The organism is Rhizobium sp. USDA 4016 (genome assembly GCF_056279705.1).
The window spans coordinates 1,494,312-1,507,592 of the sequence record NZ_JBWCCY010000002.1; the positions used below are offsets into that span (position 1 = coordinate 1,494,312).

The window sequence follows — 13,281 nt, forward strand, 5'->3', positions numbered from 1 at the left end:
GGCATGAAGGAACCAGGATGGAAACGACCGTTACCGGAGAACCGCGCGTGCTTGCAACGGATGCGGCGCTTGTTCTCATCAGCGAGATCCGCCGCGACCATCCCGATATCCTGTTTCACCAGTCCGGCGGCTGCTGCGATGGGTCGTCGCCGATGTGTTACCCGTCAAATAAATTCCGCGTCGGGGGAGACGGATGTGAAACTGGGCGAGATCGGGAGCGTGCCTGTCTATATCAGTGCCCGCCAGTTCGAGGTCTGGAGGCATACGCAACTGATCATCGATGTCGTCCCCGGCCGCGGCGGCATGTTTTCGCTCGCCAACGGGCGCGAGAAGCGTTTTCTCACCCCCTCGCGCCTTTTGGGCGGCGCGACCTGCGCCATCCCGGATCAGCGCACAAGCGCTTTCGATGTCCCTAGCGTTTGAGAGCTCCATCGGCTGCGCATGTTCGCAAAGCTCATTTCTTCGGCGCTTCGAACAGTTCGATCGGATTTCCCGCAGGGTCCTCGAGAAGGATCTGCCTGCCGCCCATTCCTTGCACGATTTCGTTGCGGAACCGTGCGCCGGCTTGGCGCAGTGCTGCGACCTGTGCCTCTATATCCGCAACTTCGATCTGAATACGATTCCAGCCGCCGGGCTCTGGCTTGCGCCCATCCGGCATCGCCTGTGGCGCTCCGCCTGGTCCGGTCATTGCGCTTAGGAGAAGGCGAAACCCATCTTTGGTGAGAATGGCGAAGCCTGGCGCGGGACGAAACGCGACAGAGAAGCCGAGATGCTGTTGGTAAAAATCGACTGCTGCGTCGACGTCGTCAACGATGTAACGCACGCTGATGCCTGACATGGAATTTTCCTCCGTTGTAGCTCTCGTTACTTCACCCCGATAATTGGCAGATGATTTGCTTTTGCCCAAAGGCCCTCAAATGGGATGGAGGAGCGCACCGCTTGCTGCCAGCAGCAAGACGACGATCCAGGGTGGCATCTTCCAGACGACGAGCAAGAGGAACCCTGCGAGTGCGAGTGCAAAATCCACGGGCGAGAGTACAGCGTTTGTCCAGACCGGGCTGTAGAGCGCAGCACCAAGGATCCCGACGACGGCGGCGTTCGCGCCGCACATGGCGGCCTGTGCCGCGGGTCGCAGCCGAAGCGCGTCCCAGAACGGCAGCATGCCGTAGACCAGCAGCAGGCCCGGCAAAAAGACGGCGACAAGGGCGATGACCGCCCCGGCGAGCCCGTTGGGCGCAGGCCCCATGACCGCGCCGAGATAGGCGGCGAAGGTAAAAAGCGGTCCGGGCACTGCCTGCGCCAAGCCATAGCCGGCGAGAAAGGCCTCGTTCGTCACCCAACCAGGCGTCACCACTTCCGCCTGAAGCAACGGCAGCACGACATGTCCCCCACCGAACACCAGAGAGCCCGAGCGATAGAAGGCGTCGAACAGCGCGACAGCCTCATGGCCGGTGAAGCCGGCAACAAGCGGCGGAACCAAGAACAAGACCGCGAAGAAGATGAGCGCGATCGCGCCGCCCCGGCGCGAGACTGGGAAGCTGAGTCGTCCGGCCTGCACAGGGACGTCCGCGCGGCAAAGCCAGAGCCCGGCAACAGAACCAAGTGCGATCGCGCCGGTCTGGCCGAACGTTCCCCCGATGAACACCGTGATCGCAACGGCGGCCAGCGCAATGCCGGCACGCTCACGGTCAGGCGTAAGAGCCTTCGCCATACCCCAGATCGCCTGCGAGACAACGGCAACGGCTACCAGCTTCAGGCCGTGCAGGAAGCCTTCTGCTACGGGTCCGGTGAAAGCCGCGGCACCGAGCGCAAAAAAAAGGAGCATGGCGGCCGATGGCATGGTGAAAGCGAACCAGGCTGCGAGCCCGCCAAGCAAGCCGTTGCCGCGCAGGATACCGAGCGAAAAGCCGACCTGGCTTGACGCCGGTCCCGGCAGAAATTGACAAAGCGCCACGAGATCGGCATAGCCGGCCTCGTCGATCCATCTGCGCCGGACCACCAACTCGTCCCGGAAATAGCCGAGATGCGCGATCGGTCCGCCGAAGGAGGTCAGCCCGAGCTTCAAGAAGACGCGAAAGACTTCACCGGGATTGCCACGCGGGCGCTCGACTGCAAACTCAGGCAGAGCTGTCTGGGAGGATTTCACGAAATAGCTCCTTGGCTTTTTCCTTGGCCTTTTCGAGAGCGACAAGGCCGTAGGGTGTAGCGTTGTAGATCCGCCGGCGCGTGCGGCCCACGCGTTCGATACGTGAGGCCAGATAACCTTTCTTCTCCAGAGAGTGCAGCATGGGGTAGAGCGTCCCGGCGCTGACTTTGTACCCATGCCGGGCCAGTTCCTCGATCATCCACAGGCCGTGCAGATCGCCCTCGGCGGCGTGATGGAGCACGTGGAGCCGGATAAAACCGGAAAGAAGATCCTGATATTCCATCCCTCGCCATCAAATATAGATACTCGATATTCGATATCGGGAATCGAGTGTAACAGGAAGAGTTCGGCCCGCAAACCCGCCAGCACGAAGCCGGTCGACAAAACCCGTTCATAGGAAAATACCGATGGTCAGTGAGGCGACCTGCGCGAAGACATCGAGAAAGTAACCCAGACTGCAAGCGATATCCGAAATCGCAGCCGAAGTGCTCGGCGGCCTGAAAAAGGCCTTCAGCGACTACGAACAGACGAACGAGCCTGCCTGGCGATGATTTGAGGAACGTTGCCTATTCAGCTTTCCATATCATTTGGCGACTACGATCGTCGCGGCTCGCAGCTGAGCTGCCGACTTTCTCACCTTTCTGCCCGCAGATCCACGGTCTGCAGCTCTCCGCCTGTTCAAGACAATGGTTCCGGAACCATCGAGGCCTGCATAGGACGTACCGTGCCGGAGTGCAGGAGAATGGCTGCCCCAGATGTCTTGAACAGGCGAGGCTTTTGACGGATCGCTACATTTTTATGTCGTGGATCGACTGTAGTCGCGCCATTGCGTGTACTAGATTCGGCGCAACAAAGTTCGAGGGCGCATGTGATGGCAGAATTTCCACAAAAAGCGAAAGTCGTAATTATTGGGTTGGGCGGCATTGTCGGCGCATCGATTGCGCATCACCTGATCGAACGTGGCTGGGACGACATCGTCGGCATCGACAAGTCGGGCATCCCGACAGACATCGGCTCGACGGCGCACGCCTCCGACTTCTGCTACACGACCAGCCATGACTATCTCTCGGTCTGGACGACGCAGTACTCCATCGATTTCTACGAGAAAATGGGCCATTACGCCCGCATCGGCGGCCTGGAAGTTGCACGCACCGGCGACGATACCTGGATGGAAGAGATCAAGCGCAAGCTGACCTCGGCTAAGGCCTTCGGTACCCGGGCATATTACGTCAGCCCGACCGAGATCAAGGAAAAGTTCCCGCTGATCGAGGAGAGCATGGTTCAGGGGGGCCTGTTCGATCCCGATGCCGGCCTCGTCATTCCACGCTCGCAGACCGTCGCCGGCAAGTTGGTCGATGCTGGCGAAAAGGTCGGCAAGCTCAAGGTTTTCGGCAATACGCCCGCCAAATCGCTGATCGTCGAGAATGGCCGCATCAAGGGCGTCGTCACTCATCGCGGCACGATCATGGCCGATCATGTCGTCGTCTGTGCCGGGATCTGGGGTCGCCTGATCGCCGAAATGGTCGGCGAAGATCTTCCGGTCATGCCGGTCGACCATCCGCTGACTTTCTTCGGCCCCTACAACGAGTTCGAAGGCACGGGCAAGGAAATCGGCTTCCCGCTTTTGCGCGACCAGGGCAACTCCGCCTACATGCGCGATACCGGCGACCCGAAGACCACAGAAGGCGGCCAGATCGAATGGGGCTATTACGAAACGACCAATCCTCGCCTTTGCCATCCGCGCGACATTCTGGAAAAGCATGAAGCTCGCCTCTCGCCCTCGCAACGCGACCTCGAAATGGAGCAGATCCTCGAGCCGCTGGAGCGCGCCATGGAGCTCACCCCGATCCTCGGTGAACTGGGCTACAATGAAGGCCATTCCTTCAACGGTCTCTTGCAGGTCTCTGCGGCTGGCGGCCCGTCCTGCGGCGAAAGCCAGAAGGTTCGTGGCCTCTGGTACTGCGTCGCCATCTGGGTCAAGGACGGCCCCGGCTACGGCAAGCTGATCGCCGACTGGATGACGGACGGCCGCACACAGATCGACCATGCCAGTATCGACTATGCGCGCTTCTATCCGCACCAGCTCGAGGAAAAATTCATCGAGGGCCGTACATTCGAGGCTGCCCAGAAAATCTACTTTCCCGCCATACATCCGCGCGAGCCCTATGCCACCGGACGCAACGTCAAGCGCTCGCCTTTCTACGAGCGCGAGGTGGAGCTCGGCGGATACTTCATGGAACTTGGAGGCTGGGAACGCGCGCACGGCTACAAGGCGAACGAGCATCTGCTTGAAAAGTATGGCGACCGCGTTCCGGTTCGCGAAAACGAGTGGGACAACCGGCACTTCTGGCGCGTATCGAATGCTGAACATCTCGCCATGAGCGAGGATTGCGGAATCGTCAACCTCAGCCACTTCTACATGTTCGACGTCGAAGGTCCGGACCATGTCGAACTGATGGAATGGATCTGCGCGGCCAAGATCGGCGGTGATGCCAACGTCGGAAAGGGCATCTACACGCACTTCCTCGATGACGAAGGTATGGTCCGTGCCGACCTGACCGTGATCCGGATGGCCGACCGCTGCCGCGTCATCGACGGCGCCGATGCCGGCCCGCGCGATTTCCATTACGTGAAGCGCATCGCCGAGGACAAAGACTTCAACGTTACCGTCACCGAGGTGGCCGAGAAGTACATCACCATCGGTATCTGGGGTCCGAATGCGCGTGCAACGCTGAAAAAGGTCGTCGCCGATCCGGCCGGCCTTGATCCCGAAAACTTCGCCTTCGCGGCAATAAAACCGATCGAGATCGCCGGCAAGTCCGTCACTGCCTTCCGCATTTCCTATGTCGGCGAACAGGGCTGGGAACTGCACATGAAATACGAGGACGGCCTTTCTGTCTGGGATGCGCTGCGCTCCACCGGCGTTATGGCATTCGGCGTGGAAACTTATGCCAATTCCCGCCGCATGGAAAAGAGCCTGCGCCTGCAGAACGCCGACTTACTTACGCAGTACAACCTCATCGAATCCGACCTCGCCCGTCCGAAGGTCAAGGAAGCTGACTTCCGCGGCAAGTCCAAGCATCTGGAATACAAGGCTCGCGAGCACCAGCCGGCCATGCTCTGCACGCTCGTGATGACCGACAATGTCGACAGGAGCGGTGTTGCCCGCTACCCGGTCGGCTCACTGCCGGTCATGGATCCGGCCACGGGCGAAACGCTGGTCGACGAACTCGGCCGCCGCTCCTATACGACGTCGATTGCCTATGGCCCGACCATCGGCAAGAATATCGCGCTGGCCTTTCTGCCCTGGTCCTATTGCCAGGTGGGCCGCGAGCTCGACGTCGATTACTTCGGCGAGACCTATCCCGTCGAAGTCGTCGCCGTCGGCTACAAGCCGCTCTACGATCCGGAAAATTCGAAGCCCCGGAGCTGACGTCAAGAACAACGGGTTCACCGAACCCGTTGCCTCGTCCCATGACGGACGGGGGCGCTGCGCTCGCGTTATCCACGCTGCAATATTGAACGCCAGCACAGCGCGTTCGCTACGCAATATCACAAACAACGAGGCTGATAATCTCGCGCGCAAACTCGCGGAAGTCGTCGGCACCAGCAATTGCTGTGATTGTCGGCCGCAAGTAAGCGATCCACGCCCGCCGCCAGAAAAAAACGCCGATGCGCGGCGCGGCGCGTGCGTGGCAACAACGGCGCCACCCATCGTCTACCCTCAGAGCCCAGCCATCCTTGAATACTTGCCAGTCTTCCTGCCGCATTTTATAATTCATTCGATTGACTGACACTTGGGAACGCCATATAATAGCCCTCATGAACGAAACCGGCACCAAAAAAGCCGAGGCATCCCGAAGCGAGGTTACCCGCGAGAGGCTGCTTGCGGCGGCACTTGACGTATTTGGCCGATACGGCTTTGACGGCGCTAGTACGCGCAAGCTTGCCGATACGGCAGGCGTCAACCTACAAGCCATCCCCTATTACTTCGGCAGCAAGGAAGGGCTCTATATCGCAACGGCCGAATACCTGGCGGGAATTGTCGCCGGACATGTCGCCGGCATCCGCCATCGCGTCGGCCGCCATCTTGCGGAAATCGATGAAACGAACACGCCGTTGAATGCGTCGCAGGCACGGCTCTTTCTGACGGAGATCGTGGAAACAATGGTAGTTCTTTTCGTCAGCAAGGAGTCGGAGGCCTGGGCCCGCTTCATCATCCGCGAGCAGCTGGAGCCGACGGCGGCTTTCGAGAGGGTCTATGCCGGCATCATGGGACCGATGATCAATATGGCACGGCGGCTGATCGGGGCGATTTTGAAAGACGACCCCGCCTCCGAGAACGTGCGTTTGCGCACCCTCTCCTTCGTCGGCAGCCTTCTGGTATTCCGGATGGCGAACGCCGCGGTGCTCGCGCAGATGGAATGGGATTTAATCGGCGAAGAGCAGATCGCAACGCTGCAGGCCCACGCGCGCAACCTTGTCGCGCTGCTCGAACCGGCGAAAGGACAAACAGAATGAACAAGATCATTCCGGCTGCGATCCTTCTCGCCGGCGCAGCCGCAGCCGGCTGGTGGTACGATGTGCCGTCGAGGCTTGGCTGGGCGCCGCAAGGCGCAAAGGAGTTCACACTCTACGGAAATGTCGATATCCGCCAAGTTTCGCTCGCTTTCCGGGTGAGTGGCCGGCTCGAAGAGGCACGCGTCGACGAGGGCGATACCGTCAAGCGCGGTGCTATTCTGGCGCGGCTGGACAACGAACCTTACGACTATGCGGTCCGTTCGGCGGAGGCAACCGTCGCCGCGCTGCGTGCCACACTCGACAAGCTCAGGGCCGGTCCACGGCCCGCAGAGATTGCGCAGGCAAGCGCATCTTACAACGAAAGCCTTGCTGACCTGAAAAACGCCAATCTCGCTTACGACCGCGCCCGGCAGCTGCGGCCGCAGGGTACGGTTTCTCAAGCGGGTCTCGATCAGGCGACGGCTGCAAGAGCAATGGCTGCGGCACGTGCGGAATCCGCAAATCAGGCGCTGGTGTTGTTGAAGGAAGGCAGCCGCGCCGAAGACATCGCAGCTGCGGCAGCGCAGTTGAAATCGGCCGAAGCCACTCTTGCAACGGCGCGGACATCGCTTGGCGATACGGAGCTTCGGGCACCCAACGACGGCATCATCCTGTCGCGGATCAAGGAGCCCGGTGCGATCGTATCGTCCGCCGATGCCGTCTATGTGCTATCGCTGACCGAGCCTGTATGGGTCCGCAGCTATGTCGCAGAAGTGGAACTCGGTCGGATCCATCCGGGCATGGCGGTCAAGGTTACGTCCGATACCAAACCGGATCACGCCTATGACGGCAGGATCGGCTTCATTTCTCCGGTTGCGGAATTCACGCCGAAATCTGTCGAGACGCCGGAACTTCGCACCGACCTCGTCTATCGTCTGCGCGTCGTCATCGAAAAACCCGGGCCGGATCTTCGCCAGGGCATGCCGGTGACGCTTCGCCTTCCATCATTGCAGGCAGCGAAAAAATGAGTGCCGCAGAAAGATCTCGCGATACCGCCGAACTCGTTCACCTGGAGGACGTGACGAAGCGGTTCGGCGAGGCGAAACCGGCACTTGATGCAATTTCGGCCTCGATCCGCGGCGGCGAGATCACCGGGCTCGTCGGACCCGACGGAGCAGGCAAGACCACGCTTATCCGCCTGATGACCGGTCTCATGCTTGCGGAAGGAGGTACGATCAAGGTGCTGGGCTTCGAACCGCGCGACGGATCGGCTGCCATCCAAGCTTCAATCGGCTACATGCCCCAGCGCTTCGGGCTTTATGAGGATTTGTCGGTCCAGGAAAATCTCGATCTCTACGCCGACCTTCGCGGGCTGCCAAAAAGCGAACGGGCAGCGACCTTCGATGAACTTCTGACCTTCACGGACCTGAAACACTTCACAGGCCGTCTTGCCGGAAAGCTCTCGGGCGGCATGAAGCAGAAGCTCGGCCTTGCTTGCGCGCTTTTGAAGAAACCCCGCCTTTTGCTCCTTGATGAGCCCGGCGTGGGTGTCGATCCGATTTCCCGGCGCGAGCTTTGGAAGATGGTCGAGAATTTGACAGCGGAAGGCATCGGCGTCGTCTGGTCGACGGCCTACCTCGACGAGGCCGAGGCCTGCGATCGCGTCCTGCTGATGAATGAGGGCAAGCTGCTTTTCTCCGGTGAACCGAAGGATCTGACGGGCCAGGTCAAAGACCGTGTCTTTCGATTGACCGGTGTTTCGGGTCGGCGCCGTCAGCTGCTCGCGAAGCTTCTCGACGAGGACGGCGTTATCGACGGTGTGATCCAGGGTGAAGCGATCCGACTGGTAACCGCGACCGGCCACGATGGCGTGTTTGCCGCAGCCAGTATCGCAAAAGTTACCCCTACAGAACCGCGTTTCGAAGATGCTTTCGTCGACATGCTGGGTGGAGGGCCAGGCGGTCGGTCGAGGCTTGCGGAGGCCCAGCAGCCTCTGACCGGCAAGGACGACAAGCCGGTGATCGCAGCGAAAGGTCTCACTAAACGCTTCGGCGACTTCACAGCAGCCGACGACATTACGTTCGATGTTCCGCGCGGCCAGATATTCGGGCTGCTCGGACCGAACGGCGCGGGCAAATCAACGACTTTCAAGATGCTGTGCGGACTTTTGAAGCCGACGAGCGGCGAAGGCCGGGTGGCCGGCTTCGACCTGCGCCGCGATGCGGCACAGGCACGCAACCGCCTCGGCTACATGGCGCAGAAATTCTCGCTTTATGGCGATCTCAGCGTCGCGCAGAATCTCGATTTCTTTGCCGGCGTCTATGGACTGAGCGGCCAGCGCAAGCGCGAGCGCACGCAGCTGATGACATCGATCTTCGATCTTCAATCGCGTCTTGCGATGTCCGCAAAGGACCTGCCGCTCGGGCTCAAGCAGAGGCTGGCGCTTGCCTGCGCCGTCATGCATGAACCTGAGGCGCTCTTTCTCGACGAACCCACCTCAGGCGTCGATCCGATTACGCGCCGCGAATTCTGGACGCATATCAACGGGCTCGTAGAAAAGGGCGTCACCGTCCTCGTCACCACGCATTTCATGGACGAGGCCGAATATTGCGATCGCATTTCGCTGATCTATCGGGGCCGTTCGATCGCACTCGGTACGCCGGATGAGCTGAAGGCGCGTTCTTCAAATGCCGACAACCCCGATCCGACGATGGAGGACGCGTTTATCGCGCTTGTTCAAGCCTCGCAGGAGAGGATTGCGGCATGACGCTCCCTCCCCGCGCACCAGTGTCTCCCTCCAGCCCAAGGCGCCGTTTTGCAGCATTGGTTCGCAAGGAAAGCCTTCAGGTCATTCGTGATCCGAGCAGCATTCTGATTGCATTTGTGCTGCCGCTCATCCTGCTCTTTCTATTCGGTTACGGCGTTTCGCTGGACACGACGCGGACGCGTGTCGGATTGGTCATCGAAGAAACAACACCGCTGACGAATGATCTTGCCGCAAGCTTCCAGGCATCCCGCTATTTTTCCGTGACGACCGGCCGCGACAGACGGCTCTTCGCAGAAGAGCTGGTCCTTTCCCGCATCCGCGGCATCATTGTCATCCCGGCGGATTTCACCCGGAATTATGCAGCAGGCAATCGGCCGCAGGTCCAGGTGATCGTCGACGGTTCCGATCCCAACACCGCCAATTTCGTGCAGAACTACGTCCAGGGCACTGTGGCAAACTGGCGGCTCCAGCAGCAGTCCGAAATTGCCGCAGGCGGGCCGCCGATTTCCGCGGAGCAACGCTTCTGGTTCAATCCGGAACTGACCAGCCGGTCATTTCTGGTGCCAGGCTCGATCGCAATCGTCATGACGCTGGTTGGAACGCTTTTGACATCGCTGGTCGTTGCCCGCGAATGGGAGCGGGGCACGATGGAAGCGATGATGGCAACGCCGGTGACGGCCGCCGAGTTGCTTGCCGGCAAGATACTCCCCTATTTCCTGCTCGGCCTGACATCGATGACGCTTTGCGTGCTGCTTGCCGTCTTTCTGTTTGGCGTTCCGTTTCGCGGTTCCGTCCTGGCGCTCTATGCCCTGTCCGCCGTTTTCCTCATGCCGGCGCTCGGGCAGGGCCTGCTGATTTCGGCTGCCACCAAGAACCAGTTTCTTGCCTCGCAGCTGGCGCTGATTACGGCCTTCCTTCCCGCCTTCCTGCTGTCCGGTTTTCTCTTCGAGATCAATTCGATGCCGACCGTGATCCAATGGATCACATTCATCGTGCCGGCGCGTTATCTGATCCCCAGCCTGCAGACCGTGTTCCTGGCCGGCGATATCTGGCCGATGTTCCTCCATGCAATCCTCGTGATGTTTCTGATCGGCTCTGTCTTTTTCCTGCTTGCCGCACGCAGCACCAGAAAGAGGATTGCGTAAGATGTGGTGGACGCGTCTGAAAGCGCTTATTGTCAAAGAACTGCTGGCCGTACTGCGCGATCCGAGAGGCCGTACCATCCTGATCGGTCCGCCGATCGTGCAGCTCCTGGTCTTTTCCTATGCAGCGACGCTCGAGGTTCGAAATGTCGATGTGATGCTACTCAGCCGCGACAGCGGCTATTGGGGGCAAGAACTCGTTCGGCGCATCGAGGGTTCGCCGACATTCCGCAAGGTGGTCATCGCCGGCACGCCAGCCAGCGTGCGGGATGCTATCGATCGCCAGACGGTAACCGCCGCAATCGAAATTGGTGCCGATTTCTCACGCAGGATCGAGGCGGGAGAGCCGGCCGATCTGCAGGTCATTCTTGACGGCCGGCGCTCCAATGCATCGCAGATCGTTTCGGGATACCTCACGCAGATTGTCGCGACATTATCCGCTGAGACGCCTGCAGGTGTCCGAGGAGCTGTGCGTTCCGTCACGACAGTGCCGCGCAACTGGTTCAATCCCAACCTGATCTTCCAATGGTTCATGGTGCCGAACCTGATCGCCAGCATCGCGCTGCTCATCGGGCTTATCGTCACCGCCCTTTCGATCGCTCGCGAACGCGAGCTCGGCACCTTCGACCAGTTGATGGTCTCGCCGCTTCGCACCCATGAGATCCTGATCGGCAAGCTTGTCCCGCCGATGATAATCGGGCTCTTTCACATGACGATCTATATCCTAGCGGCGATCTTCATCTTCGGCGTGCCTCTGCGCGGTTCGCTGCTGCTTCTTTACGGCAGTTCGCTCTTCTATCTCGCATCGGTCGCCGGGCTGGGGCTTTTCATCTCCGCCTTGTCGATGACGCAGCAGCAGGCAATTCTCGGCGCCTTCCTGTTCATGGTGCCGGCTATGCTTCTTTCCGGCTTCGCAACGCCGATCGAGAACATGCCCGACTGGCTGCAGCCGGTCACACTGATCAACCCGCTGCGCTACTTCCTGGTGATTGTAAAAGGCATCTTCCTCAAAGACATTCCCCTCATGGAGGTGTGGCACCAGACATGGCCGCTTTGCGTGATTGCTGCCGGAACCTTAAGCGCAGCCTCGTGGCTGTTTCGCAGAAGGCTCGAATGATCATTTCGAAACGTCTCCTAAAGCCCTGACATTGTCCCTGCGGCACTTCCTTTAGTGCAGCTACGACACCCTTCGGTCGGCGCAGGCGCTAAGGCATGCACCGCGGCGATTTTGTCGCTTGCATTGTTTACTAAAATACGTTTTACTAAACACATTGCTAAACATGAATTGAGGAGTTCATGTGAGCATTCCTTAGAAGTGGGTGAAGTTGCGACGCCGGTGGGAGCCGGCCTTTGGAGGAACTTATGCAAAAGAAATCGAAAGCCCTTCTCGGGCTGGCCTCGGCGCTCATGCTGTCGTCGGCTTTGCCCAATCTTGCAATAGCCGATGAACTGACACTCTGCTGGGCCGCCTGGGATCCAGCCAACGCGCTCGTGGAACTGTCGAAGGACTTCACGGCCAAGACCGGCACGACGGTGAAGTTCGAGTTCGTCCCATGGACGAGCTATGCCGACCGCTTTCTGAATGAACTCAACTCTCACGGCAAGCTCTGCGACCTGATTATCGGCGACAGCCAGTGGATCGGCGGTTCAGCGGAGAATGGACACTACGTCAAACTCAACGACTTTTTCGACAAGGAAGGCATCAAGATGGATGACTTCGTGCCGGCAACAGTCGTCGGCTACTCCGAGTGGCCGAAGAATACCCCGAACTACTGGGCGCTTCCGGCCATGGGCGACGTGGTCGGCTGGACCTACCGCAAAGACTGGTTCGAGCGTCCGGAACTGAAAAAGGAATTCAAGGAGAAATATGGCTGGGATCTCGCCGCGCCAAAGACCTATGATCAACTGAAGCAGATTGCCGAATTCTTCCAGAAGCGCGAGATCGACGGAAAGACCGTCTACGGCGCTTCGATCTATACCGAGCGCGGCTCGGAGGGCATTACCATGGGCGTGACCAACGTCCTCTATGATTGGGGCTTCCAATATGACAACCCCAAGAAGCCCTACGAGATGGAAGGTTTCGTCAATTCACCGGACGCGGTAAAGGGCCTTGAATTCTACAAGTCCCTGTTTGATTGCTGCACGCCGCCGGGCAGCTCAAACGTCTACATGGTCGAATCCGCGGATGCCTTCAAATCCGGCCAGGTCGCCATGCAGATGAATTTCGCCTTTACCTGGCCCGGCCTTTACAAGGACGAGAAAGTCGGCGGCGATCGCATCGGCTTCTTCCCGAATCCTGCCGAGAAGGCGCACTTTGCCCAACTCGGCGGACAAGGTATCTCGGTTGTCTCCTATTCCGACAAGAAGGACGCCGCGCTTGAGTACATCAAGTGGTTCGCACACCCTGATGTGCAGGCAAAGTGGTGGGAGCTCGGCGGCTTCTCCTGCTTGAATTCCGTCGTCAACGCGCCCGGCTTCGCCGGCAGCCAGCCCTACGCTCAGGCGTTCCTGGACTCCATGGCGATTGTCAAGGATTTCTGGGCCGAACCGAGCTACGCGTCGCTTCTCCAGGCCATGCAGAAACGGGTTCATAATTATGTGGTCGCCGGCAATGGGACCGCTCAGGAAGCGCTCGACGGCTTGGTGAAGGATTGGACCCAAGTGTTCGAGGACGACGGCAAGATCTAGTGTCCGGCTGGACACGCGGAATTCTTGTCTGGACGGCG

General features: G+C 59.6%; 11 protein-coding genes and 1 pseudogene. 8 read left to right on the forward strand and 4 right to left on the reverse strand.

The window, feature by feature from the left end; genetic code table 11:
- Positions 1-17: 17 nt before the first annotated feature.
- Positions 18-423: pseudogene (locus ACZ9DP_RS08245) on the forward strand (DUF779 domain-containing protein).
- A gap of 31 nt (positions 424-454) precedes the next feature.
- Here the strand turns inward: ACZ9DP_RS08245 and ACZ9DP_RS08250 are convergent.
- The 3 genes from ACZ9DP_RS08250 to ACZ9DP_RS08260 all read right to left on the reverse strand — a co-directional run bounded on the left by ACZ9DP_RS08250 (position 455) and on the right by ACZ9DP_RS08260 (position 2,429).
- Positions 455-838 carry a VOC family protein gene (locus tag ACZ9DP_RS08250; protein WP_194731943.1) on the reverse strand — a complete coding sequence of 128 codons (384 nt, stop codon included), beginning with the start codon at positions 836-838 and terminating at the stop codon, positions 455-457.
- 75 nt (positions 839-913) lie between these two features.
- Positions 914-2,146: a chromate efflux transporter gene (gene chrA, locus ACZ9DP_RS08255; protein WP_476201171.1), complete on the reverse strand. Its 1,233-nt coding sequence runs from the start codon at positions 2,144-2,146 to the stop codon at positions 914-916.
- The gene (locus ACZ9DP_RS08260; RefSeq protein WP_074071812.1) at positions 2,118-2,429 is read right to left on the reverse strand and encodes a PadR family transcriptional regulator; all 312 of its coding nucleotides are present in this window, start codon (positions 2,427-2,429) and stop codon (positions 2,118-2,120) included. The genes chrA and ACZ9DP_RS08260 overlap by 29 nt, the downstream gene beginning before the upstream one ends.
- A 588-nt stretch (positions 2,430-3,017) precedes the next feature.
- Between ACZ9DP_RS08260 and ACZ9DP_RS08265 the strand changes: the two genes are divergently transcribed.
- Positions 3,018-5,579, forward strand: coding sequence for a GcvT family protein (locus ACZ9DP_RS08265; protein WP_476201172.1), 2,562 nt, complete (start codon positions 3,018-3,020; stop codon positions 5,577-5,579).
- Positions 5,580-5,688: 109 nt separating this feature from the next.
- Here the strand turns inward: ACZ9DP_RS08265 and ACZ9DP_RS08270 are convergent, their stop codons facing one another.
- Positions 5,689-5,916: a hypothetical protein gene (locus ACZ9DP_RS08270; protein ID WP_476201174.1), complete on the reverse strand. Its 228-nt coding sequence runs from the start codon at positions 5,914-5,916 to the stop codon at positions 5,689-5,691.
- Positions 5,917-5,968: 52 nt separating this feature from the next.
- Between ACZ9DP_RS08270 and ACZ9DP_RS08275 the strand changes: the two genes are divergently transcribed.
- The 6 genes from ACZ9DP_RS08275 (at position 5,969) to ACZ9DP_RS08300 (ending at position 13,243) form a co-directional block, all read left to right on the forward strand.
- Positions 5,969-6,667, forward strand: a complete 699-nt coding sequence (locus ACZ9DP_RS08275; protein ID WP_239600810.1) for a CerR family C-terminal domain-containing protein — start codon at positions 5,969-5,971, stop codon at positions 6,665-6,667.
- Positions 6,664-7,674: a secretion protein HlyD gene (gene hlyD / locus ACZ9DP_RS08280; protein WP_194731218.1), complete on the forward strand. Its 1,011-nt coding sequence runs from the start codon at positions 6,664-6,666 to the stop codon at positions 7,672-7,674. The genes ACZ9DP_RS08275 and hlyD overlap by 4 nt, the downstream gene beginning before the upstream one ends.
- The gene (locus ACZ9DP_RS08285) at positions 7,671-9,413 is read left to right on the forward strand and encodes an ATP-binding cassette domain-containing protein (protein WP_476201176.1); all 1,743 of its coding nucleotides are present in this window, start codon (positions 7,671-7,673) and stop codon (positions 9,411-9,413) included. Before hlyD ends, ACZ9DP_RS08285 begins: the two co-directional genes overlap by 4 nt.
- A gap of 20 nt (positions 9,414-9,433) precedes the next feature.
- Positions 9,434-10,558 carry an ABC transporter permease gene (locus ACZ9DP_RS08290; RefSeq protein WP_476202235.1) on the forward strand — a complete coding sequence of 375 codons (1,125 nt, stop codon included), beginning with the start codon at positions 9,434-9,436 and terminating at the stop codon, positions 10,556-10,558.
- Between the two features lies 1 nt (position 10,559).
- Positions 10,560-11,672, forward strand: a complete 1,113-nt coding sequence (locus ACZ9DP_RS08295; protein WP_476201177.1) for an ABC transporter permease — start codon at positions 10,560-10,562, stop codon at positions 11,670-11,672.
- A gap of 245 nt (positions 11,673-11,917) precedes the next feature.
- A complete protein-coding gene (locus ACZ9DP_RS08300; RefSeq protein ID WP_372415521.1) occupies positions 11,918-13,243 on the forward strand; it encodes an ABC transporter substrate-binding protein in 1,326 nt (441 codons plus the stop codon).
- Positions 13,244-13,281 lie beyond the last annotated feature (38 nt).